Source organism: Bariatricus sp. HCP28S3_A7, assembly GCF_052066375.1.
Lineage (GTDB): Bacteria > Bacillota > Clostridia > Lachnospirales > Lachnospiraceae > Allocoprococcus.
Genome location: NZ_JBQHSG010000002.1, coordinates 97,129 through 123,700 on the forward strand (window position 1 = coordinate 97,129; position 26,572 = coordinate 123,700).

Annotated in this window: 21 protein-coding genes; 2 read left to right on the forward strand and 19 right to left on the reverse strand. The window is 46.2% G+C overall.

Annotated features, from left to right (window positions below; translation table 11 throughout):
- Positions 1-154 precede the first annotated feature (154 nt).
- Positions 155-2,233 carry an elongation factor G gene (locus tag ACTNA4_RS01830; RefSeq protein WP_427807246.1) on the reverse strand — a complete coding sequence of 693 codons (2,079 nt, stop codon included), beginning with the start codon at positions 2,231-2,233 and terminating at the stop codon, positions 155-157.
- Between the two features lie 194 nt (positions 2,234-2,427).
- Here ACTNA4_RS01830 and ACTNA4_RS01835 point away from each other — a divergent pair, with 194 nt between their 5' ends.
- Together ACTNA4_RS01835 and aroA are read left to right on the forward strand one after the other, a co-directional pair.
- Complete coding sequence (locus tag ACTNA4_RS01835; protein ID WP_441016744.1) at positions 2,428-3,525, forward strand: prephenate dehydrogenase/arogenate dehydrogenase family protein; 1,098 nt, start codon at positions 2,428-2,430, stop codon at positions 3,523-3,525.
- A 33-nt stretch (positions 3,526-3,558) separates the two neighbouring features.
- Positions 3,559-4,872, forward strand: a complete 1,314-nt coding sequence (aroA, locus tag ACTNA4_RS01840; protein WP_277647229.1) for a 3-phosphoshikimate 1-carboxyvinyltransferase — start codon at positions 3,559-3,561, stop codon at positions 4,870-4,872.
- 49 nt (positions 4,873-4,921) lie between these two features.
- Here the strand turns inward: aroA and ACTNA4_RS01845 are convergent, their stop codons facing one another.
- From ACTNA4_RS01845 to ACTNA4_RS01930, 18 genes are all read right to left on the reverse strand, one after another.
- Positions 4,922-9,259, reverse strand: a complete 4,338-nt coding sequence (locus tag ACTNA4_RS01845; protein ID WP_441028313.1) for an SNF2-related protein — start codon at positions 9,257-9,259, stop codon at positions 4,922-4,924.
- Between the two features lie 219 nt (positions 9,260-9,478).
- A complete protein-coding gene (locus ACTNA4_RS01850) occupies positions 9,479-10,675 on the reverse strand; it encodes a glycine C-acetyltransferase (protein WP_427807242.1) in 1,197 nt (398 codons plus the stop codon).
- Positions 10,676-10,695: 20 nt separating this feature from the next.
- Entirely contained in the window at positions 10,696-11,748 is a 1,053-nt protein-coding gene (tdh, locus tag ACTNA4_RS01855; RefSeq protein WP_427807241.1) for an L-threonine 3-dehydrogenase, read from the reverse strand.
- Between the two features lie 270 nt (positions 11,749-12,018).
- The gene (locus ACTNA4_RS01860) at positions 12,019-12,471 is read right to left on the reverse strand and encodes a precorrin-2 dehydrogenase/sirohydrochlorin ferrochelatase family protein (RefSeq protein ID WP_427807240.1); all 453 of its coding nucleotides are present in this window, start codon (positions 12,469-12,471) and stop codon (positions 12,019-12,021) included.
- A 3-nt stretch (positions 12,472-12,474) separates the two neighbouring features.
- Positions 12,475-13,116, reverse strand: a complete 642-nt coding sequence (locus ACTNA4_RS01865; RefSeq protein WP_427807239.1) for a precorrin-8X methylmutase — start codon at positions 13,114-13,116, stop codon at positions 12,475-12,477.
- On the reverse strand, positions 13,113-13,502 hold the full coding sequence (locus ACTNA4_RS01870) for a bifunctional adenosylcobinamide kinase/adenosylcobinamide-phosphate guanylyltransferase (protein WP_441028315.1): 390 nt from the start codon (positions 13,500-13,502) through the stop codon (positions 13,113-13,115). Before ACTNA4_RS01870 ends, ACTNA4_RS01865 begins: the two co-directional genes overlap by 4 nt.
- Complete coding sequence (locus ACTNA4_RS01875) at positions 13,499-14,050, reverse strand: bifunctional adenosylcobinamide kinase/adenosylcobinamide-phosphate guanylyltransferase (RefSeq protein WP_427807236.1); 552 nt, start codon at positions 14,048-14,050, stop codon at positions 13,499-13,501. The genes ACTNA4_RS01870 and ACTNA4_RS01875 overlap by 4 nt, the downstream gene beginning before the upstream one ends.
- Positions 14,051-14,054: 4 nt before the next feature.
- Positions 14,055-15,662 carry a peptide ABC transporter substrate-binding protein gene (locus ACTNA4_RS01880; RefSeq protein WP_441028317.1) on the reverse strand — a complete coding sequence of 536 codons (1,608 nt, stop codon included), beginning with the start codon at positions 15,660-15,662 and terminating at the stop codon, positions 14,055-14,057.
- 17 nt (positions 15,663-15,679) lie between these two features.
- Positions 15,680-17,461, reverse strand: coding sequence for a dipeptide ABC transporter ATP-binding protein (locus tag ACTNA4_RS01885; protein WP_441028319.1), 1,782 nt, complete (start codon positions 17,459-17,461; stop codon positions 15,680-15,682).
- A gap of 3 nt (positions 17,462-17,464) precedes the next feature.
- Positions 17,465-18,253 carry an ABC transporter permease gene (locus ACTNA4_RS01890; RefSeq protein WP_427807233.1) on the reverse strand — a complete coding sequence of 263 codons (789 nt, stop codon included), beginning with the start codon at positions 18,251-18,253 and terminating at the stop codon, positions 17,465-17,467.
- Entirely contained in the window at positions 18,250-19,167 is a 918-nt protein-coding gene (locus tag ACTNA4_RS01895; RefSeq protein ID WP_427807232.1) for an ABC transporter permease, read from the reverse strand. Before ACTNA4_RS01895 ends, ACTNA4_RS01890 begins: the two co-directional genes overlap by 4 nt.
- Positions 19,168-19,169: 2 nt before the next feature.
- On the reverse strand, positions 19,170-20,774 hold the full coding sequence (cobA, locus tag ACTNA4_RS01900) for a uroporphyrinogen-III C-methyltransferase (RefSeq protein ID WP_427807231.1): 1,605 nt from the start codon (positions 20,772-20,774) through the stop codon (positions 19,170-19,172).
- Positions 20,764-21,651 carry a hydroxymethylbilane synthase gene (gene hemC, locus ACTNA4_RS01905; RefSeq protein WP_427807230.1) on the reverse strand — a complete coding sequence of 296 codons (888 nt, stop codon included), beginning with the start codon at positions 21,649-21,651 and terminating at the stop codon, positions 20,764-20,766. The genes cobA and hemC overlap by 11 nt, the downstream gene beginning before the upstream one ends.
- Complete coding sequence (locus ACTNA4_RS01910; protein WP_441016756.1) at positions 21,639-23,165, reverse strand: cobyric acid synthase; 1,527 nt, start codon at positions 23,163-23,165, stop codon at positions 21,639-21,641. Before ACTNA4_RS01910 ends, hemC begins: the two co-directional genes overlap by 13 nt.
- Positions 23,128-24,234: a pyridoxal phosphate-dependent aminotransferase gene (locus tag ACTNA4_RS01915; RefSeq protein ID WP_441028321.1), complete on the reverse strand. Its 1,107-nt coding sequence runs from the start codon at positions 24,232-24,234 to the stop codon at positions 23,128-23,130. Before ACTNA4_RS01915 ends, ACTNA4_RS01910 begins: the two co-directional genes overlap by 38 nt.
- A 44-nt stretch (positions 24,235-24,278) precedes the next feature.
- Positions 24,279-25,235, reverse strand: coding sequence for an adenosylcobinamide-phosphate synthase CbiB (gene cbiB / locus ACTNA4_RS01920; protein WP_427807227.1), 957 nt, complete (start codon positions 25,233-25,235; stop codon positions 24,279-24,281).
- Positions 25,232-25,813 carry a histidine phosphatase family protein gene (locus ACTNA4_RS01925; RefSeq protein ID WP_441028323.1) on the reverse strand — a complete coding sequence of 194 codons (582 nt, stop codon included), beginning with the start codon at positions 25,811-25,813 and terminating at the stop codon, positions 25,232-25,234. Before ACTNA4_RS01925 ends, cbiB begins: the two co-directional genes overlap by 4 nt.
- Positions 25,804-26,565: an adenosylcobinamide-GDP ribazoletransferase gene (locus tag ACTNA4_RS01930; RefSeq protein ID WP_427807225.1), complete on the reverse strand. Its 762-nt coding sequence runs from the start codon at positions 26,563-26,565 to the stop codon at positions 25,804-25,806. The genes ACTNA4_RS01925 and ACTNA4_RS01930 overlap by 10 nt, the downstream gene beginning before the upstream one ends.
- Between the last annotated feature and the right edge of the window lie 7 nt (positions 26,566-26,572).

Consider the following 26,572-nt stretch of genomic DNA (forward strand, 5'->3'; position numbering starts at 1 on the left):
AGGCTACCCTTCATTTTTCTTTAGATTTACCTACGTAGCATACCACTTTTATGTCAAAAGTACAATAGCGAGGTCTGTAATTTAAAACGAATTAGTGTTGTTAAAGAAAGCCGGACAAAATGCCCGGCTTTTCTCTTGTTCTATCAAATTGAATTTACGCCTCTTCTGCAGCGCGTTTTGCGATTTCCTTCTCCTGAACATCATTCGGTGCCTGCTCATAACGGGCAAATTCATAAGAATATGTACCACGTCCGCCCGTCATGGAACGAAGCGTTGTACAATATCCAAACATACCTGTCATCGGCACATCCGCCTCAATCACCTGATATCCGCCTGCAACCGGATTCATTCCTAAAACTCTTCCACGACGTTTATTCAGATCTCCCATTACATCTCCGGTATAATCATCCGGAACCGTAACCTTAACGGATGCAATTGGTTCCAGAAGAACAGGACCTGCTTCCATGAAACCTTTCTTAAATGCCTGGCATGTTGCAGTCTTAAATGCCATTTCTGAGGAATCTACCGGATGGTAAGATCCATCGTAAAGAGTTGCTTTTACGCCAACAACCGGATATCCTGCCAGAGGTCCCTTAACAACAGAATCCTGAAGTCCCTTCTCAACAGCCGGGAAGTAGTTCTTCGGAACAGCTCCTCCCACAACCTCTTCTTCGAATACATACGGTGTCTCCAGATCTCCGGACGGTTCAAATCTCATCTTAACATGTCCGTACTGTCCATGTCCGCCGGACTGTTTCTTATACTTGGTATCCACATCGGAATTCTTGCGGATCGTCTCACGGAATGCAACTTTCGGAGTCTCAAGTGTAATACCAACTTTATAACGTTCTGCCAACTTGCTTGCCACAACTTCCAGATGCTGATCGCCCATACCATAGATAAGAGACTGACGGTTCTCACTGTCATTCACCACTTTCAGTGTTACATCTTCTGCCATCATTCTTGCAAGTGCCTGGGAAACTTTATCTTCATCACCTTTATTATTTACTACATATTTCATATATGTATATGGTTTGGAGTATTCGGTTCTTCCAAAAGAAACCGGAGTATTCTTTGTAGAGAGCGTATCACCGGTTCTTGTTGTACCAAGTTTTGCGATTGCTCCGATATCTCCGGCAAAAAGCTCGCTCACTTCTACCGGTTTATTTCCGTTCAGGGTGTAGATTTTACCAAGCTTTGCTTCTGCATCTGTCTCTGCATTATAAAGGATATCATCGCCTTTCAGTACGCCCGAACATACTTTCACAAAAGAGTATTTTCCGATAAACGGATCAACCATAGTCTTAAATACATATGCACTCTTCGGCTGTGCAAAGTCATAATTTGCCTCAAAGATCTCATTTGTCTTACGGTTGATTCCTGCACACTCACGATATTCCGGACTCGGGAAGAAACGTACAATATCAGAAAGGAGATTGGTTACGCCCTGCGCCTGAATATTGGAGCCCATCGCTACCGGAACGATCGAGCCGTCCATAACTTCGCTTCTCATAGCAGAACGAATCTCTTCTACAGAGAATTCATCTCCTTCGAAATAACGTTCCATAAAGGCTTCACTCGTCTCAGCCACTGCTTCAAGAAGTTTCTCACGGTAAATCTGCAGATTCTCCTTTGAATATTCCGGAATTTCACATTCTTCTTTCTGTCCGAGACCTGTATATCTTCTTGCCGCATTCTTAATAACGTTTACATAGCCAACCAGCTTCTCGTTCTCACGAATCGGCATGAAATGAGGTGCGATTACTTTTCCGTATCTTGCTGTCAGATCTTCCACTACCTGACGGAAACTTGCATCATCCACATCCATCTCTGTTACATAAATCATTCGCGGAAGTTTATACTTGTTGCAGAGTTCCCATGCTTTCTCGGTTCCGACCTGAACACCAGCCTTACCAGAAACAACGATCACCGCTGCATCCGCCGCACTTACAGCTTCCTCTACTTCACCTACAAAGTCGAAATATCCAGGAGTGTCCAGAATATTGATCTTTGCTTTTTCCCACTCTATCGGAATCAGACTTGTGCTGATTGAGAACTTTCTCTTCTGCTCCTCTTTATCGAAATCACTGATCGTATTTCCTCCGTCAATGCTGCCCAGACGGTTCGTTGCTCCTGAAACATAAGCCATTGCCTCTGCAAGACTTGTCTTTCCACATCCCCCATGTCCCAAAAGAACAACGTTTCTTATTTCATCCGTTCTGTAAACCTTCATGCTGCTGCCTCCTTGTAAAAAGTTTCTCATGGGTACATTGTACTAAATATTGTTCAAAGTTACAACTATTTTATTTATTTTTAACAAAAATATCGCAGCTCCTATTGCTTTTTCACTTTAAAGCGTTGCATTATTGACAGAATTCGTTTTATCATTTAAAATGAAAGTTAATGTTTAGAAAGGATTCTTTAGCTATGAAACAGAAGAAAATCGGATTTATTGGTCTCGGACTGATCGGCGGGTCCATTGCCCGGGCCATCCGCCGTTACTATCCGGATTACGAGATAATTGCATTCGATAATAATAAAGAAACACTGGCACTTGCAACACAGGAATCGGTCATTCATGTAGCCTGCACGTCGATCGATGACAATTTCCGCGACTGCGACTACATTTTCCTCTGTGCCCCTGTGGCATTTAATACCGAATACCTGAAGATGATGACGCCCTATCTCCATGACGGACTGATTCTCACTGACGTTGGGAGTGTAAAAACTCCGATGCATGAGGAGATTGAACGTCTGGGACTGGGAAAATACTTCATAGGCGGTCACCCGATGGCCGGTTCTGAGAAAAGCGGATTTGCAAATTCCAAACCGCTTTTAATTGAAAACGCTTATTTCATCCTTACTCCTTCTCCGGAAGTTTCCAAAGAAAAAATACAGAGCTATTCCGAGTTCGTGGAGGCTCTCCATTCCATTCCTGTCGTGCTTGATTATCAGATCCATGATCAGATTACCGGCACGATCAGTCATCTTCCGCATATTATCGCCGCATCCCTGGTTAATTTTGTGCGGGATACCGATACTCCGGATGAACTGATGAAGAATCTTGCGGCGGGCGGTTTTAAGGATATCACAAGGATTGCTTCTTCTTCACCGACGATGTGGCAGCATATCTGCCTTCAGAACGGAAAGAATATTTCCCGGATTCTGGATGAATATATTCAGATGCTGACTCAGGCTAAATCACTGATCGATGCAGGCGATTCTCAGGCAATTTATGATATGTTTGACCATTCCAGAAATTACAGGAATTCGATCCCTGACGGTTCATCGGGACCGATCCGGAAGACGTTCGCCATCTACTGCGACATACCGGATGAGACCGGCGGCATTGCAACAATCGCTACGATCCTTGCGTGCGGCGGTGTCAATATCAAGAATATCGGAATTGTAAATAACCGCGAATTTGAAGAAGGCGTTCTTAGAATTGAATTCTACGACGGCAATTCCTGCGATAAAGCTTCCGCTCTGCTCAGAAAGCATCGGTATATCATATATGAAAGATAACGAATCTACAATCAGAAAGGAATATACATAATTATGGAAATTCATACTTCCCACGGACTTCACGGTGAGATTGAAATCCCCGGAGACAAGTCCATTTCCCATCGTTCCGTTATGTTCGGGGCACTGGCCAAAGGTACAACTGAGATTACTCATTTTCTTCAGGGAGCGGACTGTCTGTCTACGATCGGATGTTTCCGCGCTATGGGGATCGAAATTGAGAATACGCCGGAAAAGATACTGGTTCACGGCAGGGGGCTTCATGGTCTGACCGCTCCGGCCGGAACGCTGGATGTCGGGAACAGCGGTACAACCACCCGCCTGATCTCCGGAATCCTCTCCGGGCAGCCCTTTGCCACCACTTTATCGGGAGATGCCTCTCTGAATTCGCGCCCCATGAAACGGATTATGGAACCGCTGTCCCTTATGGGTGCCGATATTCAAAGTCAGAACGGTAATGGCTGTGCGCCGCTTCAGATCAACCATCACCTGAATCCCGGATCACACCCGGAGCTGAAACATATTCACTATCGTTCCAGAGTGGCATCCGCGCAGGTCAAATCCGCCGTTCTTCTCGCAGGACTTTATGCCGACGGTGTGACTGAAGTTACAGAGCCTACGCTGTCCCGCAATCATACGGAGCTGATGCTGAATGGATTTGGGGCAAATGTAATAACCATCAATCATGACGACGGAAGCGCCACGGCCTCCATTCAGCCATGCGAAGAACTTTTTGCCCGGCAGATTCAGGTTCCCGGTGACATTTCTTCCGCGGCATATTTCATTGCCGCCGGACTTCTGGTGCCGAACTCTGAACTGCTCATCCGAAATGTCGGGATCAACCCGACCCGCGCCGGACTTCTCGAAGTATGCCGCGCTATGGGCGCTGATATCACTTATGTAAACCAGACCAGTGCCAGCGGAGAACCGACCGCCGATCTGCTTGTAAGATCCAGTTCACTTCACGGTACGACGGTAGAAGGTGCGATCATCCCGACTCTCATTGACGAGATTCCAATGATCGCTGTAATGGCAGCTTTCGCAGAAGGAACAACTGTGATCAAAGATGCCGCTGAACTCAAAGTGAAGGAAACCGACCGGATCAAAACAACAACGGAAGCTCTGCTTGCCATGGGCGCAGACGTGGTTCCGACCGAAGACGGCATGATCATCCACGGTGGAAATCCTCTCCACGGCACGGACATCAACAGCTATCTGGATCACCGCATCGCAATGGCATTTTCCATCGCCGGACTTGCTGCTGCGGGAACGACCACAATACAGGACAGCCGGTGTGTCGATGTCTCTTACCCGGAATTCTATGAGTCTCTGGGCGCATTGAATCAGTAATTGAAATGCAAATGTTTTAAAAGGGAACGCAAAACTGCGTTCCCCTTTTTTATGCCTGATTGGAATCCAGAAGTTCCAGCAATTCATCTCGGTTCATACTTCCCAAATATCCATTCTCTCCACTTAAGATCTGGGTAGCAAGATCAGTTTTCTTCTCTTGCAGCTTTTGAATCTTCTCCTCAATCGTGTTCTTCGCCAGGAGTTTATACACTGTCACTTTCCGCGTCTGACCGATTCGGTGCGCACGGTCTGTCGCCTGATTCTGAACCGCCTGATTCCACCATGGATCATAATGGATGACCACATCTGCACCGGTAAGATTAAGTCCGACTCCACCTGCTTTCAATGAAATCAAAAATACCGGCGTATCTCCTTCGTTAAATTCCCTGACAAGCTCAAGACGTTTTTCTTTTGCGGTGCTTCCCGTTATCAGGAAATACGGGATTCCCGCCTTATCAAAATTCTCCTTCAAAATATCCAGCATAGAAGTAAACTGTGAAAACAGCAGGATACGATGTCCGCCATCCATCGCACTCTGCACCAGATCCAGACATGCATCAACCTTCGCGGCTTCTCCGCGATAGTGTTCAAAACAAAGCGAAGGATCGCAACAAATCTGCCGAAGCTTCGTGATTTCCGCTAATACCTGCAGCTTATTCTTATTAAACTCCTGATTGTCCTGCTCGGAAATTACCTGTTTCAAATGCAGTACCTGTCCATCATATAACTTCTGCTGTGTATCTTCAAACTTGACATACCTGATTTCTTCCATTTTCTCCGGAAGGTCTTTCAAAACATTCTCTTTCAGCCTTCTCAGGATGAAAGGAGCCGTCATCTTCTGTAGTCTTCTTGTAGCAGCCTCATCCCGATTCTTTGCAATCGGAATCTCAAGTTCTTTTCGGAAAGCTTCGTAAGAATATAAGAATCCCGGCATGAGATAATCGAAGATGCTCCAAAGCTCACTTAAGCGATTCTCGATCGGAGTTCCCGTCAGAGCATACCTGGTTTTGCTTTGTATCACCTTAACTGCTTTGGCTGCAGCTGTTGAATGATTTTTTATATACTGCGCTTCATCAATGATCTCATAGAGAAATGTTTTTTCGTCATAAAACCCAATATCACGTTTGAGCAGGTCATAAGACGTAATCAGCACATCCACATCCTTCCAGTTTTCAACAATATTCCGGCGCTCATTCTGCGTACCGGCAACCACATTTACCCGAAGTTCCGATGCAAAGCGGCTGAACTCTTCCTGCCAGTTGAAGACCAGAGAAGCCGGCGCTATGATTAGAGACGTTCCTTCTTTTCCTTCTTGTTTTGCAGAAAGAAGCACAGCAATCGCCTGCAGCGTCTTCCCAAGTCCCATATCATCCGCAAGGATTCCGCCAAATCCCCACTCCTCCAGTGTTCGCAGCCACTTAAATCCATCTTTCTGGTAAGGACGCATCACTTTGCTTAAACTCTCTGGCTCTTCAAAGTCCGCTTCCTTTACCGTCTTAAATCCTTTAATGATCTTACGGAAATGACTGTCTCTGTTACTGTAAATGCTCTCGTTTTCTTCCAGCAGTTTATCCAGATAAAGCGTCCGATACATCGGAAGATGTAGTTTGCCTTTCAGGAACTCTTTCGGCTTCACATGCAGTCCCTGAATCATCTCATTTAAAGCTTCCAGTGGAGAATTCTCCAGATCAACGAAGGAGCCATCCTTTAACCGGTAATATTTTTTCTTTGTGCGATAACTCTGCAGAAGTTCCAACAGTTCCTGCATCGGTACATCCGTAGTCGAAATTTCCAGATTCAGCATTCCCTCGGAGACAGATACCCCCGCAGATACACGAACTCTATTGATCGTACGGTATCCCAGGAAGCTTTTCGTGCATCTCACTTCGCCCAGCTCCAGCATCTTATCCAGCCCGTTCTTCATCAGATTATAGATTCGTTCCTCATCTTTTCCACAACTGAAGCTTTCACTTTCCCAATTAATTTCGGGGAAATACTGAAACAGATATGCTATGGTTTCCTGTTCTCTCTCATAATCACGAAAGGCAGCCATGTTTTCAATTAATTCATCATCAAAATAGTCAGTCAGAGAGAACTCCTGTTCTCCGTAACACGCCAGTGCACGGCATACGACATCCTGCTCCGGTGCATCCAGATCAAATCGAAACTGTACTTCCGGCGGCAGATACGAACGGAATTTTTCCGGTTCCGCTTCCGTAATATCTGCTACTTCACGTAATTGTGGAAGAGTACGGTAAAAAAACTCTGCCATATGATTGCGTCCTACCAAGAAGGCAATTGAGCCACCATCAGCCGCTCTTGTCAGAGGTTCCATTTTGCCAAGAAATTCTGGTTCCACTTTCATAAAATGAGTACCACTGATATAGTAGGCTGTATCTACTCCATAGAATAATTCCGGCAAGTTTCCTCTGACTCTCACTCCATGGAATTCCTTGTGCGTCCCCAGTGTATCCGCACTGATTCTCATCTGGATCTTCGGTTCACCGATTCCCGGTTCCAGATAAATCTTTTTCACCGGTGACTTGTCGCGGTTTTCGTACTCGACAGGCTCTCCTCCCATCTGATTATAGAATTCGTCCAGCCTCCATCCATAGAGATCAACAGAACCTCCCACATCCTGCTTCTGGTAAGAATAATAGTTTCTTGATTCCATCATTCTCCGCGCAAATGCATTCTCATCCCGGACAATCTGATTAATAAAATGGATCCATTTCCGGCTTTCTTCTGTGAAATTCTCAATATTATGATTAATATTCGTACTGCTTCCATACACTGCCGTTGAAGCATTCTTAACATTCTCACAGAATTCATTCAATTTTTTTACTACAAACAGTTTGTTCTCTCCCACCTTGAAAGTCAGTGTCAGTTTTCCATCCTTCATGACCAGTCTCGGAACCAGACGCAGATTCTTCGGTTCTGCTTCCATATCCGACACAAATTTCGTCATTCGTTTATTGGAAAAAGAGGAAAGGACCCGTTTTCCACTGTAGTCCGTTGCATCTCCGATGTTCTGATCCTTTAAAATCCTTTCTGTCTCAAGTAAGGCTCCCGCCTTATACTTGCAAAACTGATTCTTCGAATAATACCAGCCATAATAATTCATCCGGCACTCAGGGCAATGACACTGAAGAGACAACAGTTCATCTCTGGCAAACTGGACATAAACCGGAAATTCGATCCCGTCTTCCTCACAACTGAAACTGATCTGTCCCAGTATTTCTCTTGTCATCTGATTATAACCGGTTCCTACCTCATCTAATCTGAGTTTGCCGTTTCTGATCACTTTCTCAGCTTCACTCTGCACTGCCTTCGAAAATTTCATCGCATTTCTGATAACCTCGGGTCTGAAGTAAGAATAGTTCTCTAATGCATTCATTCTCTTTTGAGCCTTTTCTGAATCCATTTCTTCTGAGTCATCATGCCATGGATTTTCCAAAGTCTCATAATCCTTTTTCAGCATCTGTCTTCTTGCTCTTTCCTGCTGACGCTTCTTTACTTCAGACAGCATTCTCTCCTCGGCCAGCCGCTGTTCTTCTTTTCGGCGCAGTTCCTCTGCAATCCGTTCTTCTTCTGCCTTCCTGAGTTTCTCAGCCTTGCGCTTTTCTTCCTCTTTTTTCAGTTCTTCAGCTCTGCGTTTTCCTTCTTCCTCCAGACGCCGTTTTTCTTCTCGCCTTTTCGCTTCTTCCTTTTTCTTATTTCGGATTTCTTCCTTCCTGGCCTCTTCCGCACGGATTCTCTCCGCCTCTTTTTCGCGGCGCTGTTCTGCTATTTTCTTTCGTTCCTCATCCTGCCGTGCTTTTTTCGCTTTTCTCTGCTCTCTGGCAAGCTTCTTTGCAGCTTTTTCTTCTTCCTGACGTTTCTTTTCTTCCACAGCTTTTTCTTCTTCGATTCGTCTCTTTTCGCGTGCCGCTTCTTCCTCCTCCAGGCGTTTCTTTTCTTCCACAGCTCTTTCTTCTTCACGACGCTTCAGTTCTTCTTTTTCATATGCTGTTCTTCTCCTTTTTATCTGAAGCTTCGATTTTTTTTGCTCTTCTGCTGCATGCTTTTCTTCGTTCTCCCTCCATAGCTTCATGAGTTCCTCTTCATTTTTTCGACTCTGTTCTGCCTCTTTTCTCATGTCAATCGCATAGAGTACTGCCGCCATGTGCCTGCAGTTTTTCCCACTTTTCGCGATTGCGCACTGGCAGTTCATACGTGAAATGTCATCATCCGTCATTTTGATAACAACCTCTGCTCGTTGTCTCTCTAATACTGCTGCCGAATACCCTTTCTCTGTCCTGGTCAAATCAACAACCTTTCTGTTCAAGCATGCCTTTTTGCCCCATTCCAGTGATGTTTCATCGAATCTTTCTTTCCATTCTTTCATTTGTAATGCTCCATCATATCTATTACGCAATTACTGCCATTCGCCTTCAAAAGCAAATCTCTGGCTTTGAATATATTCTTTTCCAGTATATCAGTTCCTTTCGTTGTTTACAACTGAACATTCTTCATCATTGACAACTATTCTCCCCTTTATCCGAAACACATAAAAAAGAGGACATCTCCTTCCCCCAAAGAGACATCCTCCAAAATCTATCTATAATTATCTTCCGATTTCTTCTCTAACTTCCTTGAAGCATTTTACAATGAAATCGATATCTTCTTTTGTATGGCTTGCGCAAACCTGTGTACGGATTCTTGCTTTTCCCTTCGGTACGACCGGATAAGAGAAGGCTACTACGTATACACCTTTTTCCATCATTTTCTTTGCATATTCGCCTGCCAGTCTTTCGTCATACAGCATAACCGGTACGCATGGGTGGGTTCCCGGAATGATGTCGAAGCCGTTATCAACGAGCTGTTTGCGGTAGTAAGCAGTCACTTCTTCCAAGTGATCGCGAAGCTCTGTGCTTTCTTCCAGCATGTTGAACATCTCTATGCTTGCGCCTGCGATTGCCGGTGCAAGAGAATTGGAGAACAGGTACGGACGGCTTCTCTGACGAAGAAGATCGATGATTTCCTTACGTCCGCTCGTATATCCGCCGGAAGCTCCGCCAAGTGCTTTTCCAAGTGTTCCGGTAATGATATCAACACGTCCTTCTACACCGCAGTACTCTGCAGTTCCGCGTCCATGTTTTCCTACAAAGCCAACGGCATGGCTGTCATCAACCATAACCAGCGCATTGTATTTATCAGCAAGATCACATACACCTTTCAGATTGCAGATGATTCCGTCCATAGAGAACACACCGTCTGTTGCGATCAGTTTGATTCTTGCGCCTGCTTCATCTGCAGCTTTCAGCTGTGCTTCCAGGTCTTCCATATTGTTGTTTTTATAACGGAAACGTTTTGCTTTGCAGAGACGTACTCCGTCGATGATGGATGCATGATTCAGTTCATCACTGATCACTGCGTCTTCTGCCGTCAGGATCGTCTCAAAAAGACCACCGTTTGCATCAAAGCAGGAAGAGTACAGAATCGTGTCATCGGTTCCGAGGAAGCTGGATATCTTCTTCTCGAGCTGTTTATGAATATCCTGTGTTCCACAGATAAAACGGACAGATGCAACTCCGTATCCCTTTTCATCATATGTTTTCTTTGCTGCTTCAATCAGACGCGGGCTGTCTCCCAGTCCAAGATAGTTATTTGCACACATGCAAAGCAACTCTCTGCCGTCTTCCATCTTTACTCTAGCTCCCTGCGGAGAAACGAACGGAGCCTCGCCTTTAAAAAGTCCTGCTTCCTTAATGTCCTCTACTTCTTTTGTATAAATACTTAAAATATCATTCTTACGTGCCATTTACTGCGGTCCCCTTTCTATTAATCGTTGATATGTGCCCAGTCAAGAATTACTTTTCCTGATTCTCCGGAAATCATTGCTGCAAATCCCTTTTCGTAATCTCTGATGTCAAAACGATGCGTGATGATCGGAGAGATATCCAGTCCGGCCTGAACCATAGTAGACATCTTGTACCATGTATCCCATACTTTTCTTCCGTAAATACCGCGGATATTCAATCCGTTGAAGATTACGGTCTCCAGATCTACCGTAGCATCTGTTCTCTGAAGACCCAGAAGTGCGATATTTCCACCATGTTTCATGTTGTGGATCATATCATGAAGAGCCACCTGGCTTCCGGACATTTCAAGACCCACGTCAAATCCTTCTGTCATTCCGATTTCCTTCATGACATCCGGCAGTTTTTCCTGTGTCAGATTGACCGTTCTTGTTGCTCCGAGTTTCTTCGCAAGATCCAGACGATACTGGTTCATATCTGTAATAACAACATGTCTTGCTCCTGAGAATTTTGCGATTGCTGCTGCCATAATACCGATCGGGCCGGCACCTGCAATCAGAACGTCTTCGCCAAGCATATCATAAGAAAGTGCTGTATGTGTTGCATTTCCAAACGGATCAAAGATTGCATAGAGTTCCTCATCGATAGCCGGGTTGCATGGCCATACATTGGATGCCGGAATTACCAGATACTCAGCAAACGCACCGTTTCTGTTTACGCCAACGCCCTTTGCATCTTTACAGTTCTCCTTGTGTCCTTCCAGACAGTTACGGCATTTGCCGCAGGTGATATGTCCTTCACCGGATACCAGATCGCCCGGTTTGAATCCCTGTACACCGGCTCCGACTTCTACAACTTCGCCTACATACTCGTGTCCGGCTGTAAGTCCGATCGGGATCGTGTGCTGTGCCCAGTCATTCCACTGATAAATGTGTACGTCCGTACCACAAATTGCATTTTTGTGGATCTTGATCTTCACATCATTTGGTCCAACCTCCGGGATCGGTACTCTCTTCATCCAAAGTCCCTGTTCCGGTTTTTCTTTCACCAGTGCCCACATCATATTATCATTCATGTTTTCAACCTCCGTGCTTGAAATATTTCCCTTAACCGTTACTTATATCATAAGGAAAATCAGCCGGATTTTCAACACTTTTTTCCGTGTATTGCGCACATTCTACAAGTTTATGTTTTTGTGCCACGCACATAAACAAACGTTTTTCACTGAAGAACACATTTATGCACAAAGTACAAACCCAATCCCGTATTTTTATATATTTTTACCAAATACGCTGCAACAATTTGCACAAACCTCATATTTTTGTCTTTGTACAGCGTACACCGTTCACTCCAACATCCCTTCAATTCTTTCTCTGACAGATTTTACTTTTCCGGGATCCGTCCCACCGGAGCCAATTCCGATCACGATTTCGTCTTTTATAACAATAGATGGAAAATAAAAATCGCACAGTTCTTTCTGATCACAAGTATTGACCGGGATTCCATGTGCATTACAGTAACACACGATCTGCCTGTTCAATCTGTGATTGTTAGTGGCTGCGAACACGATGTCCGCCCCCGCAAGATCCTGCTCTTCGAACTTTTTTCTGATACAATGAACCTTCTGTTCTTCTTTCAGTCTCAGGACCTCTTCACATATCTCAGATGCTATGACATGAATGTTCCCTGAAAATGCCAAAAGGGTCCGTATACGCCGTGCCGCGATCACGCCTGCCCCGATCACAACGATCTTTTTCTCCGAAATATCCACAAACATAGGGAAATAAGACTTTCGCATGGTTTACGCCTCCTGATCCAGCATATAAAGAAGGGCATTGCAGATACATGCTGCGATATTGCTTCCTCCTTTTCTTCCCTTTGCGACGATATAAGGTGTATCCTTCAGTCCAAGGATCAGCTCTTTGGACTGTACCACATTCACAAATCCCACCGGCACTCCGATGATCAGCTCGGGATTTATTTTACCTTCTTTAATTAATTCATACAATCTCACCAGCGCTGTCGGCGCGTTACCGATTGCGAAAATCAGCTTCTCGCTTAACCCGGCCGCTTTGTCCATGCTGGCCTGGGCACGGGTTGTTCCTCCCTTTTTTGCGGCCTCTGCCACGTCCTCATCGGACATAAAGCAGTACACGTGTCCTCCGTATTCAGCCAGCTTCTTTTTGTTGATCCCTGATTTTCCCATCTGAGTGTCCGTCACGATCGACGCACCGCCGCGCAGGGCTTTAAGCGCCCTTTCCACAACATGATCCGAAAAAACCAGATTGTCGACATAATCAAAATCAGCGCTGGTATGGATACATCGCTTTACGATCGGCTCCGTCCCCGGAATGAGGATCGTATCTCCCAGTTCCTCTGTAATAATCTCAAAACTTCTCTTTTCTATCTCCGCAGGCTTTACCTGCTCCAATTCTATTTTCATCGCACATCTCCTCCTTTGATTGGCAGTCCGATACCACACACCACCCGGTCCACCCGATCGGAAAATGCTGCAAGCCTGGTGCAGATCCGTCCTGTCTCTTCACGATATCTGCGCTCGAAAGCATCGATCGGGACGAGTCCGTATCCAATTTCATCTGTTATGATCACAATTTGTGGATTTTCCCGAATGATTCTGTCTGCAAACAGTCTCATCTCTTCATATTTTTCCATTGACTTTCGGATATACAGATGAAAATGATAGACTCCTTCACACTGAAGCAGCTCTTCTTCCGAGCACGCCGCTCCATCCACCCATCTGATCCCGGGATATTCTTTTTGGGCATATTCCATTTTTCCCTGGAATGCCCCGCCAATGATCATTCTCATCTCTTCACCTCCACCGGAATTCCGTAAACCACTTCCGTTACCTGATCTGCCATTCCTGCCATACGGCAGTTGACCGTCCCAAGCACCTCTTTATATACAGTCATCTCGGGGGAATCCGGTACACTTTCGGCAAAAACTTCATTTGTAACGACCACAAGCAGACAGCTGTGATCGACAAGAAAGCGGATTCCTTCCATAATTATTTCAGCCGAATTCTCCCCTGCACCGTTCTCTTCATATAGTTCATTTGCGGCAAGATTCGACATACACTCCAACAAAACCAATGGTTTACATGCTTGTTTTTCTTCATCAAACAGCCCGATAAGCTGTTTTTTCAAATCCAGATAGCATTCAACAGTACAGAACCCTTTTCCTTCTCTCATTTTCCGGTGGCGTTCGATTTTCTGTTTTGTCTCCTCCCCAAAGGGCATCATCGTAGCAAGGTAATACCGTTTTCTCCAGGGCTCTTTTTCTCCAAATTCCATGATCAGCTGTTCTGCGTATTCCGATTTTCCGCTTCCGCTTCCTCCTGTCACCAGATGGAACATACTCCTACCTCCTGTCTGCGTACCGGTATTCCAGTGCACCGGTAGCGGCTATCTGCGTAATCCCGATAATTTCCGGCCGTATCAAATTGCAGCTCTTCATCGAGAATAACGGTATCACATAAAACTGCTTTCCCACCGCAAGCTGTTCCGCCTGATGAAGAAGCTGTGATCGTTTCTCCGGATCCGTCTCAGAGTCCGATGCCTTTACCAGTGCATCATATTCTGCATCCTTCACTCCGCTGCAATTATATGTACTGTTGGTAAGAAGGAGCGACAAATAGGTATATGGATCTGTGAAATCCGCCGTCCAGTTCATCCGGCACAATTCAAAATTTCCTGCATGGCGATCGGAATAATTAACCTGAAGTTCCTGCGCCTTCAGTTCCACGTTGATATTCAGATTTCGTTTCAGCTGTTCCTTCAGAACCTGCGCCGTATCCGAATCCAACTCCAGTGTAGGGTAATTATAAGTCAATGTCGGGAAGCCCTCTCCGTTCGGATAGCCTGCTTCCGCCAGCAGTTCTCTGGCTTCTTCTATATTCTCTTCAAATGGAGGATCCGCTTCTTCCACAAAATAATTGCCGGTAGCCTTATCTTTCATGCGCTTTGCGACAAGATTGACGGTAGGTTCCGTATCATCGCCTACGATTTTACAGAGTTCTTCCCGCTCGATTGCGAGACTCAGTGCTTTCCGGACCCGCACGTCCTGAAGCGGCTCCACATCCAGATTCGGGTAAATGTACCGTGTTGCGATCTGATTTGTCACAACCAGATCTGCTTTTCCCTGATACAGTTCCATAACATAGGATGGGAGAGAAGTCGCCACATCCACTTCTCCCGCCTCATATGCATTCGCCATGGACTGCTGATCTGCAAAAAAGCGGTACGTGATTCTGTTCAATTGGATCTGATCTGCATTCCAGTACCGTTCGTTCTTTTCCAGCACAAAATACTGTTCCGGCACATATTCTTTCAGATAAAAAGGACCGTTTGAGACACTGGTCGATGGATCTTTATCCCAGCCGTTTCCGGTCTCAGTCGCATATTTCTGACAGGATGGCGTATAGACCGGAAGGCGCAGCAGATCCAGGAAATACACACAGGGACTTTCAAGATGAAAAATCAGTGTATACTCATCCGGAGTCTCCACCCCCAGTTCTTCTATCCCTTTTTCCCCATTATAGATTGCCTCTGCATTCCGGATCGGAAAGAGATAGACAGCATATCCGCTCTGGCTCACCGGATCCAGCGCACGCTGCATTGTATTTACAAAGTCAGAAGAAGTGACCGGACTTCCGTCCGACCACACCGCCTCTTCCCGCAGATGAAATGTCCAAATCGTTGAGTCTTCATTCACTTCATAAGATTTAGCTGCGCGGTACTCAATCCTTCCATCAGAGTCATATGTCAGAAGTTCATCCAGTGCAGTTACAGAATACGCGAGGTAGGTCAGCGCGATACTTCCGGCCGGATCCATTGATCCGGTATCTGCACTGATTGCCACTGTAAGCTCCTTCTCTTCATTTCTTATTTCATCTTTCTTTTGGCTACAGCTGCCGCAAATCAAACTGACAGCAAGAAGCACTGTCAATACTGCATATATTCTCTTCATCCTGTCTCTCCTCTTGTTTACCGTTCCGTATATAAAAAACATGCCACTCTTCGTCCATCGATTGAATACATCTTTGGACGTTTTCGATAACAATACGCTCTGACATCCGGACATTTTCCGGCATAAGGACAACCATGTGACTCTTCCTCTCTCATATTTGTATTCTCCAGATTCATATTTTCAGATTCTGAGTTCTGCCTTACACTTTCTGGTTCTGTTCTGTGTCCTGCATTCAGAAGTGCTCTGGTATAGGGATGAAGAGGCTTCCTATAAACCTCATCTGTGTAGCCCTCTTCAACCATCGTTCCCAGATACATCACACACGTTCTCTGGCATAAAAAGTGCACTGCATGTAAATCATGAGAAATAAATAAAATTGTCACTTTCTCTTTTTTCTGTATTTCCTTTAATAGCCTCAGTATCTGTTCCTGCACCGGAAAATCCAGTGCCGATACCGGCTCATCGCAGACCAGGAAGCTGGGATTTCTTAAGAGTGCACGGGCAAGAGCAAGTCTCTGTCTCTGTCCTCCCGAAAATTCATCCGGATATTTCGTCAATACCTCTTCTCCCATTCCAACTCTTTCCAATACTGTTACATAGTGCTCTCTCATTTCTATTTTGTCTGTTTTCCCACCGGCAAAAATCGTCTCCGTCAACATTTGTTCGATTGTTAATGCCGGATTCAAAGCTGTAAGAGGATTCTGGAAAATCATACGTATTCCTTCCTGATGCCGGTTCTTTTTCCATTTTCTTAAAGGCACAATAGGCTTTCCCATATACCGAATTTCTCCCGCATCCGGTCTCAACATTCCGGTTATCATCCGTGCAAGCGTCGTTTTACCACATCCGCTCTCCCCGATTATGCCATAGCATTCTCCTCGAAAAATCGTCAGACTCACATCCTTGACCGCTTCTGTCACTTTGTAAGATTTACTCACATGCTCAAGCTTCAGAATCTCTTCTGCATTTCTTTGGACCTCCCGAAGTTCCCTCTGATCCAGATTTTTCACACATCGCAGCAATTCTCTTGTATATTCGTGTCTGGGTGTTTGGAAAATCTCTTCCACAGAACCTTCTTCTATCAGACTTCCTTCCTTCATAACCAGAACTCTGTCGCAGATAGAAGCGACCGCACTCAGATCATGACTGATCAGCATGACTGCCATGTCATTTTCTTTTGCGATCCGCCGAAGAAGGATCAGAATATCTTCCTGGATGGCTTCATCTAACGCAGTCACCGGCTCATCCGCAATTAAAACAGACGGATGACAGGCAAGCGCAAGTGCGATTGAAACCCTTTGGCACATTCCTCCCGACAGTTCGAACGGATACTGCTTCATTACCTCTTTCTCCCGCGTGATCTCCACCATTTTGAGAAGCTTACCGGCTTCTTGTTCCGCATCTTTCCTTCCACATCGAGCATGCTCTCTTATCGTCTCTGTCAGCTGTTTTCCCACCGTCATTGCAGGATCCAGATACGCCGACGGTTCCTGGAACACCATAGAAATTACATGTCCTCTCAATTTCTTCATCTTTTCCGGACAATCCCCGCCCATTTCGTGGTATCCTCGCAGGATTTCTTCTCCTTCGGCTTCCATATACCCAAAAGAAACCTCTGTCTCTGAAGAAAGCAGTCCCAAGACCGCTCGCATTGCCGTGGTCTTTCCACAACCGGATTCCCCCACCAGTCCAGTGATTTCTCCCTCTCTCAGCTCAAATGAGAAATGGTTTACTACACCGTCTCCTTCCTGCCGTTTATGAAATTTTACACTTAAATCATCTATTTTAAGTAAACTCATAACCTAATTCTCCCTGACGATCAGATTCAGCGAAAAGATCAATAAGACCAGCACCAGTACCGGCCACATCATTTGTGTAGGATAAATCTGCATCTGGCTTCTTGCCTCCTGGATCAGAGTTCCAAGACTTGCAGCCGGTGCAGCAATTCCAACACCCAGAAAGCTCAAAAAAGCCTCTGTGAAAATAGCTTCCGGGACAAGCAGTACTGCGTTCAAAATCACTTTTTCCTTCAGATTCGGAAGCATCTGTTTGATCAGAATCCGCATTGCCCCGGATCCCTCGAGACGGGCCGCAAGAATGTAATCCATCTCTTTTAATCGCAGAATCTCGCCACGAACTACGCGCGCCATCCGTGTCCACCCGGAGATACAGATTCCCAAAATCACCGTTTTTACACTGGCTCCGAAAAGCAGCATGAACAGGATGACATACAAAAGCGATGGAATCGAATCCACAATATCTGCTGCCTGCATCATGATCATATCCGTTTTCTTTCCGGCATATCCGGCAATCCCGCCATACAGAAGTCCCACTATCGATGAGATCAGACTGGCAAGAATGCCCACCTTCATACTGATTTCGGCCCCATACCACACTCTGCTGAAAATATCACGGCCAAATTTATCGGTGCCAAACAAATGCATCAAAGAACTACCTGCATTTCTCAGATCTGCATTCTGCGTAACCGGATCATAAAACGGAAGAAACGGAACCAAAACCGTAAAAAAAGTCAATACCAGCAGTATACAGATTCCCAGACGGCTGTATTTACTTTTCCAGAAAGTCTTCATTTGCTCCTCCTTACCGACGGTTCCAGTATCATGCGCAGGATGTCCATTGCCAGATTAACGATAATAACGACCATTCCCATAAAGATTGTGAGTCCCATGATCATCGTATAATCTCTTCCGGATACCGCATTCACAAATTCTCTTCCAAGTCCCGGGATATTAAATACCGTTTCCGTCACAAAACTTCCGGTAATGAGATAAGCGGCCGCAGGGCCCAGATACCCCAGGATCGAAGTCCACGCATGCCTCAGAATATGACAATACAAAATTTTCTTCTGGCTGATTCCCCTCGCTTTTGCCATGACCACATATTCTTTTGCAGACTCCTCCCGTATGGACTGGTTCATCATTCTAGCCACAACCGTAGTCGGATATAAAGCAAGAGATAAGACCGGGAGCACATAATGCGCCCGGGATAAAAGACCGGAAACCGGGAACCACCCAAGCTTTACTCCAAATATCAGCAAAAGCAAGACTGCCGCCGCAAAATTCGGAATCGCACCTCCAAGTACAGTTCCGATAAAAATTCCTTCTCTTACCAGAGTCTTTCTACTGCACGCCTGACAGATTCCCAGCGCCGTTCCCAAAACAAGCGCCGTCAGGATTGCCAGTCCTCCGACTTTCACCGTATACGGCCAGGCCCTTGCGATTACATCAGAAACCCGTACACCCTGCTTTTTATAAGAAATCCCCATATCTCCCCTTAACAAGCCTGTCAGGTAATTCTTATACTGAACTGCTGCCGGTTCATCCAGTCCATATTCTTTTTCCATCGTTTCTACCATATTGGGTGAAATGTTGCTGCTCTGAAATGGGCTTCCGGGCATACTTCTCGTCAGGAAAAATGTAACCGTGATCAGAACAAACAAAGAAAAAATGCCTGTTAAAATTCTTTTTATAATATAGTTCCCCATATTCATTCTCTTTTCGTATTCTGCAGGAAATGATCACAAATTGTCTGAAGGATTCCTTCTTCTGAGGCTTCTTCTGCCGTCAGAATCTGTAGTGCATTTCTCTCGTCCGATGTCTTCATGCAACGCTCGGCTTCTCTTTTTGTCTGCTCCCCGATACAAACTGCACACATGTTTTCAAATCCACTCTTCTCGAAAGAAGCCACGAACCCTCTTACCGTAGAAGCGCTGGTAAATGTTACGATATCAATTTCTCCATTTTCAAGCAGATGCTTCACTCTTCCGGTCACAGCATCATTTTCTGTATACACCGTAGTATAGAGCGGAATATCTTCAACAGCAAGTCTCTTTCTCGCAAGTGGAGGCAACAATTCGGGAGATCCCTGCTCCGCCCGCACAATGACGATATGACTTCCCGGAGCTGCCTTTTCTGCAATACAAGTTCCCAGACTCTCCGCGTTAAAAATCTCCGGAACCACATCCGCAAAAATGCCTGTTCCTGCAAGCTCCCTTTCTGTTGCAGCACCGATTGCGGCAATTTTTATATCCGCCGGTCCCCCAAGCAGCTGCCGCAGATCGATTTTAAGATGTTTCAGTTCCTGAAAGAATACCCGCACACCGATCACACTGGTAAATACCAGCCATTCCTGATCGGCACATGTTCCGAATTTTTTCATCACTTCACATAGTCTCTCATTCGGCGAGATCACCTTGGTACGTATAGTAGGCATTTCAATGACCTGTGCTCCTAATGTTCTCAGCCACCCAGCCAGATGTCCCGGATTTTCCCTGGGTCTGGTCACTACAATCTGTTTCCCGTTAAGAGGCAGAGCTGCCCTCCAAGCAAACCGTCCTGCCAGTGAACAGACCGACCCGACTACGACCAATGCAGGTGTCCCGATTCCGGAAAGCAGGACTTCGTCTTCCAAATGTTCCAACGTGGAAACCACATTTTTTTGTCCAGCCGTTGTTCCTTTCGCTATGACAGCTGCCATGGTATCTGGATCCATACCTGCATCCATAAGTCCACGACAGATCTTTCCAAGCGAAGTGATCCCCATGAGGAAAACCAATGTCCCCTTTAATGAAACCAACGCCGGATAATCGATCCGGCTGCTTCCGTCTTTTCTCGGATGTCCTGTAATTACATGAAAAGAAGACGTGTAATCGCGATGTGTCACCGGAATTCCTGCATAGGCCGGAACAGCTGCTGCAGATGTAACTCCCGGAACCACTTCAAATAGTATTCCGTGTTCCGCAAGCACTTCTGCCTCCTCTCCTCCTCTTCCAAACACAAATGGATCCCCGCCTTTAAGACGGAGTACCTTTTTTCCTTCCATTGCCTTTTCCAGCAAAATCTGATTGATCTCTTTTTGCGGGACAGGATGATTTCCCTGGCGTTTTCCTACATCAATCATTTCTTTTTCATCCGGAATCAAGCTGAGGATTTCTGTACTGACCAGTGCATCATATACGATTGTATCTGCCTCCTCCATGATTTTTCTTGTTTTTATTGTTAATAGGCCGACATCGCCGGGTCCTGCTCCCGCAAGCCATACCTTTCCTTGCTGCTCCATGTCCGTCTCCCTGATTTTTTTATCAATCACCATATTTCCGTCTCATCTCTTTTGCAAGCAGGGCGCCTGCTTCCTGCGCTTTTTGACAAGTCCCCGCGATCTTTTCCTTAAAAAACCGACCATCCGACTCACGATAATAAAGTCCCGACAGACAGAGTTCTTCCCCTTTCGTCCTCGCGTGTGCCGCAACCGGTGATGTACACCCTCCTCCCAGTTCCGCAATAAACTGCCGTTCAGCAAGCGCTGCTGCTCGCGTCTCTCTGTGATCCAGAATCTCTTCCCAGATCCAGTTTTCTCCTTTTCTTCCCTGCACTGCCAAAATCCCCTGACCCGCTGCCGGGATCATTTCCTCCACATCGAAATATCTTCCGATCCGCGACTCCATCCCCAGCCGTTGAAGTCCTGCTGCCGCCAGTACAAGAGCATCGTATGACTCCGTCTCCAGCTTCTCCAGGCGGGTCCGGATGTTTCCCCGTATTCCTTCAAATCTGCAGTCCCCAAACCGTTCTGCCATCTGGATCTGCCTTCTCCTGCTGCCGGTCCCAATGATCTGTAGCCTTCCCGTTTGCACGGCCTGCTCTGAATAGACCAGCACATCCCGCGGATCTCCTCTTTTCGGAAATGCAAAGACCGGTAACTCCTTCGATATTTCCGAAGGCATATCTTTCAGACTGTGCACTGCCAGATCGATCCTGCCCTCCATGAGTGCATGATCCAGTTCTTTCACAAACAGCCCCTTTCCCCCGATCTTCTCAAGGCTCTGATGCAGGATCTTATCTCCGGTTGTTTTCATCGTTACAATTTCAATTTCCAGTTCCGGATGAAACTGCAAAATCCGTTTTTTTACAATTTCGGCCTGTATCACCGCAAGCTTACTTTTTCTGCTTCCGATTCGAATCACAGACTGCATGGCATCTTCATCCCTTTCTCAATTACTTCATAAATATAATTCATATCCAGATTCTCCCGCAGGGCATCTGCGAGAAGGTCATATTGATTTTCCTTATATCGGTTGTAATCCATCGTCATGACTTGATCCGTATCCACTCCCTTTGCTTTTAAGACAGCCCTTACCAATCCGTCCGACACTTCAGCCGAATCAAAGATTCCATGGATATAACAACCATACACATTTCCCTGCCAGGTGCCATCCACTTTTCCCGTCTCTTCATGCAGTTCTTCCTGAATCTTAAGGAGCGGGTTTCCTTTTCTCAGAGTTGTCCTGCCCATATGGATCTCATATCCTTCCAGATGTGATCCGGAAAGTCCGCTTAGGATTCCTTGTGTATCACCGAAACATCCATGAATTCTGCTCCTTGTCTTTTCCCCCTGAAAAACAGTGCAAACCGGAAGCAGTCCCATTCCCTGAATGCTGCCGCCTTTTTCCACCTGTTCAGGATCAAGAATCTCCTCTCCCAGCATCTGATATCCGCCACAGATCCCGAAAACTAATTTTCCGGAAGACGCATGCCGGAGTATTTTCCCTTCCAGACCATTCTGGCGCATCCACAACAGATCTTCCATCGTATTCTTGCTCCCCGGGATCAGAACCGCATCCGGATTACCAAAATCCCTTGCAGATGAGACATATCGGACAGAAAGTTCTTTCCTGTGTTCCAGCGGTGCAAAATCTGTAAAATTCGAGATTCTCGGAAGCCGTATGACAACAATGTCTGCCAGGCCGGAACCACCTTTTCTTTCAAACCGCTCCGTCAGACTGTCCTCTTCATCAATGTCAAGGTGCAGATACGGTACCACCCCACAGACCGGTATCCCGGTTCTTTCCTCCAACATCGTAAGTCCCGGTTTCAGAATTCCTTTGTCCCCCCGGAATTTGTTGATGATCGTTCCTTTGACCCGCATCCTCTCATGTTCTTCCAGAAGTTCAATCGTCCCCACGATCTGTGCAAACACTCCGCCACGATCTATATCGCCCGCCAGAAGGACCGGCGCATCCACCATATCCGCCAGTCCCATATTGACAATATCATTTTGTTTCAGATTGATCTCGGCCGGACTCCCGGCACCTTCGATCACAATAACATCATACTGTTCTTCCAACCGATGATACGCTTCCAGAATCATCGGTATATATTCTTTCTTTTTTCGAAAATATTCCGATGCAGACATCGTTCGCGTCACTTCACCCCGCACGATTACCTGCGATCCCGTATCCGTGGTCGGTTTCAGCAGGATTGGATTCATATCAACAGACGGCTGAATACCTGCCGCCTCAGCCTGCATCACCTGAGCGCGCCCCATCTCCAGACCTTCCGTGGTGATAAAGGAATTGAGTGCCATATTCTGGGATTTAAACGGTGCTACGCGAAGGCCGTCCTGCTTCAGAATGCGGCATAGCCCTCCGACAAGAATACTCTTGCCCACATTAGACATCGTTCCCTGGATCATGATCGATTTCGCCATCTGTCTCCTCCGTTTCTTCTACCTTCACACTCTTCGAATATATATCATACAATGCTTCCAGCAATCTGTGATTATCCCCGCGCTGCCGGATCGCAATCCTGTAAAATCCTTTCTCGAGTCCCCGGTAATTGCTGCAGTCCCGGATCAGGATCCGATATTCCTTCATCTTCTCAAACAGATCCAGATCACTTTTCAGCAAAATGTAGTTTACTTCCGATGGGAAGAAGGTAACTCCAATCTCCGCCAGCCCTTCTTCCATCCATTTTCTTTCCCTGGTAATAAATTCCCTGGTCGTCTGCACTCTTTTCTTTTCCTTAAGTGCCGCAAGTGATGCCGCCTGAGCAGGGATTGATACATTCCAGGGCTGCCGACATCGTTCCATTTTCTCCAGAATGCTTTCATTTCTACTCACTGCATACCCCGAGCGGAGTCCGGGCATGGCATGCATTTTGGTAAATGCCCGGATCACCATGAGATAACTGCTCTTTGCCGCTTCTTTTATCATTGTCATTTCGGATGCATTCTCCATAAAATCCAGAAAACATTCATCCAACACCATAAAGATCTGTTTTTCTTCACATATTCTCAGTATTTTTCGAAGCAGTCCTTTCGGCACGCTTCTTCCGGACGGATTATCCGGTGAACAAAGGAACACTATATCCACATCATCCCGCAAAAACTCCAGGAAATCCTCACCCAGCGCAAATCCTTCCTCCTCTTTCTTTTCATGATACAGAATTTCACATTTCTCTGTCTGAAGGGCCTGCTCATACTCTGCAAACGTCGGAACACTGATGACTGCCTTCTTCGGACGCACCGCACGAACCACATCGTAAATCAACTCTGCAGCGCCGTTTCCAAAGACGAACTGTTTTCCCGGTATTCCGGTGTCTTTTTCCAACGCCTCTCTCAGCTTCCCGCACCGGCTGTCCGGATAATTACCAATCTCAGCGACTGCCTTTCTCGCCGCTTCCATCACTGCCATACTTGGTCCAAACGGTCCTACATTAACGGAAAAGTCTGTCATTCCCGTGTATGTGTAAATATCTCCGCCATGTATATATTCCAATGTTCTTCCCCTTTCTGTTGATTTGTACACTTCTTCTATTATTTCTAAAGAACCACAATCCGGAGAAGGCCCAGTACGATCAGCGTTAACACCGCTGTTCCGTCCATCAGACGGCCAGCCCGGACAATATCCTCCGCCTCTATTTCTCTGACCGGATCACCGATCGTTTCCTTATGATATAATTTTCCAAAATAATATGCATCTCCCGCCAGCTGTACTCCCAGCGCCCCTGCGCAGACTGCTTCTGTCTGTGCCGAATTGGGACTGGCATGTTTTCTCCGGTCACGCAAATAGATCCGAAGGGCTCCTTTGCCATCCATTCCAAGGCAAAACGCACTCAGTATCATAAAAAATGCGGAAAGCCTTGCCGGAATATAATTGAACAGATCATCCATTTTCGCAGCAAACCTTCCGAAATACAGATACTTGTCATTCTTATATCCTACCATAGAATCCATCGTATTCACAGCTTTATAGAAAAATCCGAGGGGCGCCCCGCCTATCATCAGGTAAAATAGTGGCGCGATCACCCCGTCAGATGTATTTTCAGCCACCGTTTCTACAGCTGCCTTTGTCACACCCTGCTCACTCAGATTTTTCGTGTCCCTTCCGACGATCATGGAGACCGCATATCTCGCTCCAGGAAGATCATGTTCCTTCAAACGATCATACACTTTCCGACTTTCCGTTTTCAGTGATTTCCCCGCAAGAATCTGATAGCACCAGAACATTTCCACGACAAATGCCAGCCACGGATTTACAGAATTTATAAAGTATAAAAGAATTACAGGAATCCCTGTCGAAGCGATAACGACTGCAAACCAGAGAACGATCCCCGCCACGTGCAGCGCCCGGTCTGTTTCTCCGCATATCGCCCGAAGCACCTTTTCCATGATTTCAATCCATTTCCCAATCAGCCGCACCGGATGATACAGCCACACCGGATCCCCCAAAATGGCATCCAGCACAAAACCTGCCACACAGACACAAAGTATTCTCATAGTTTCTCAATCTCCGCAAAATATTTTCTGCCGGACTTCCATGCTTCGTCCGGAATCTTAATTCGAAATCCTTCTCCGTTTGCCGCCTGCCAGTGATAAAATTCTCTGTGTTCCGGATCAAACGTTTCCAGAATTGACATGATTGTTCCTCCGTGAACAACAAAAGCGGCATTTTTACAGGCATCCTTCTCAAGCTGATCCATCATATGCTCAAATCCCTGCACACACCGTTTCCGGAATTCATCATGACTTTCCCCTCCCGGAAATGGCATCGTACCGCCGGAATCAATCCATCCCTGATAAAGCGGATTCGCTGACAATTCTAAATAATTCTTACCTTCAAACTCTCCAAAATCACATTCCCTAAGGCTATCACAGACAGTCTGTGTCTGCCCGGGGAAGAGGATCTCCGCGGTCTGCCTGCAACGTTTCATCGGGCTTACAATTACCCGCTCGGTCTTCAGCTCCTGCATACGCTGTGGTATCGCCATCCGGTCAAGCGGCTCATCCGTTCTTCCGATATATCTTTTTTCCAGATTCCCTTTTGTCTTAAAATGACGGATCAATATCACTTCCATGCCTGCATCACCACCATTCCTGTCAGCATGGCAAGTTCACTGACCTGAAGGAAAAATCCTGCCAGATCCCCTGTCACTCCTCCAAATTGTTTTCTGCAGATCCTGCGATAATAGACCCAGGAACAGAAAACGCCGATGGCCGCTCCTATCGAAGCACGTGCATCCGTCCACAACATCAGCGCAGCTCCCGCAAGCAGCCACAGGACAGACGTAATCTGCACCGTTCTTTTCTGTGCGCGATCCTTAAAGGTCCGCGCAAGCCCGCTGTCTTTCGCCGCAGGAAAAGTGACCACCGAATATCCGCTGAGGGCTCTGGAAATGACATAGATACACGCAGCCGGTGCCAGCATTTCTTCCGTAAGTTCCGACCAGATTCCCAGACTCCACACCAGATAACATCCCATTCCCATGACAGCGAATGCTCCGCTGTGAGAATCCTTCAGAATTTCCAGCTTCTTTTGCCGGTCCCCGCAGGAACCAAGCGCGTCCATCGTATCCATAAATCCATCCAGATGAATTCCGCCGCTTACCACGACAGGGAGTAACGTCATCACCGCCGCGAGCAAAATTCTCCCTACAGAAAGATGGTACATCACGCTTCCGGCAAGATACTGTATACCCCCTGTTACCACGCCTATCAGCGGGAAAAAACACATCGCATACTTCATATTTTTTTCATTCCATTCGATCACCGGCATCGGGATCCTGGAATACATGGAACATGCAATGATCAAAGATTGTATCCAATTCATCGTACTC

Excerpts from the sequence above, each read along its gene's own strand:
- tdh (WP_427807241.1), bottom strand. The coding sequence starts at position 11,748 with ATGAATGATAATATGATGTGGGCACTGGTGAAAGAAAAACCGGAACAG.
- ACTNA4_RS01865 (WP_427807239.1), bottom strand. The coding sequence starts at position 13,116 with ATGAAAATAGAATTGGAGCAGGTAAAGCCTGCGGAGATAGAAAAGAGA.
- ACTNA4_RS01930 (WP_427807225.1), bottom strand. The coding sequence starts at position 26,565 with ATGAATTGGATACAATCTTTGATCATTGCATGTTCCATGTATTCCAGG.
- ACTNA4_RS01830 (WP_427807246.1), bottom strand. The coding sequence starts at position 2,233 with ATGAAGGTTTACAGAACGGATGAAATAAGAAACGTTGTTCTTTTGGGA.
- ACTNA4_RS01880 (WP_441028317.1), bottom strand. The coding sequence starts at position 15,662 with ATGAAGAGAATATATGCAGTATTGACAGTGCTTCTTGCTGTCAGTTTG.
- ACTNA4_RS01885 (WP_441028319.1), bottom strand. The coding sequence starts at position 17,461 with ATGAGTTTACTTAAAATAGATGATTTAAGTGTAAAATTTCATAAACGG.
- ACTNA4_RS01875 (WP_427807236.1), bottom strand. The coding sequence starts at position 14,050 with ATGTTCCATCTGGTGACAGGAGGAAGCGGAAGCGGAAAATCGGAATAC.
- ACTNA4_RS01895 (WP_427807232.1), bottom strand. The coding sequence starts at position 19,167 with ATGGGGAACTATATTATAAAAAGAATTTTAACAGGCATTTTTTCTTTG.
- cbiB (WP_427807227.1), bottom strand. The coding sequence starts at position 25,235 with ATGAGAATACTTTGTGTCTGTGTGGCAGGTTTTGTGCTGGATGCCATT.
- hemC (WP_427807230.1), bottom strand. The coding sequence starts at position 21,651 with ATGCAGTCTGTGATTCGAATCGGAAGCAGAAAAAGTAAGCTTGCGGTG.
- ACTNA4_RS01845 (WP_441028313.1), bottom strand. The coding sequence starts at position 9,259 with ATGAAAGAATGGAAAGAAAGATTCGATGAAACATCACTGGAATGGGGC.
- ACTNA4_RS01925 (WP_441028323.1), bottom strand. The coding sequence starts at position 25,813 with ATGGAAGTGATATTGATCCGTCATTTTAAGACAAAAGGGAATCTGGAA.
- ACTNA4_RS01835 (WP_441016744.1), top strand. The coding sequence starts at position 2,428 with ATGAAACAGAAGAAAATCGGATTTATTGGTCTCGGACTGATCGGCGGG.
- ACTNA4_RS01910 (WP_441016756.1), bottom strand. The coding sequence starts at position 23,165 with ATGGCGAAATCGATCATGATCCAGGGAACGATGTCTAATGTGGGCAAG.
- ACTNA4_RS01850 (WP_427807242.1), bottom strand. The coding sequence starts at position 10,675 with ATGGCACGTAAGAATGATATTTTAAGTATTTATACAAAAGAAGTAGAG.
- ACTNA4_RS01870 (WP_441028315.1), bottom strand. The coding sequence starts at position 13,502 with ATGAGAATGATCATTGGCGGGGCATTCCAGGGAAAAATGGAATATGCC.
- aroA (WP_277647229.1), top strand. The coding sequence starts at position 3,559 with ATGGAAATTCATACTTCCCACGGACTTCACGGTGAGATTGAAATCCCC.
- cobA (WP_427807231.1), bottom strand. The coding sequence starts at position 20,774 with ATGGTGATTGATAAAAAAATCAGGGAGACGGACATGGAGCAGCAAGGA.
- ACTNA4_RS01890 (WP_427807233.1), bottom strand. The coding sequence starts at position 18,253 with ATGAAGACTTTCTGGAAAAGTAAATACAGCCGTCTGGGAATCTGTATA.
- ACTNA4_RS01860 (WP_427807240.1), bottom strand. The coding sequence starts at position 12,471 with ATGCGAAAGTCTTATTTCCCTATGTTTGTGGATATTTCGGAGAAAAAG.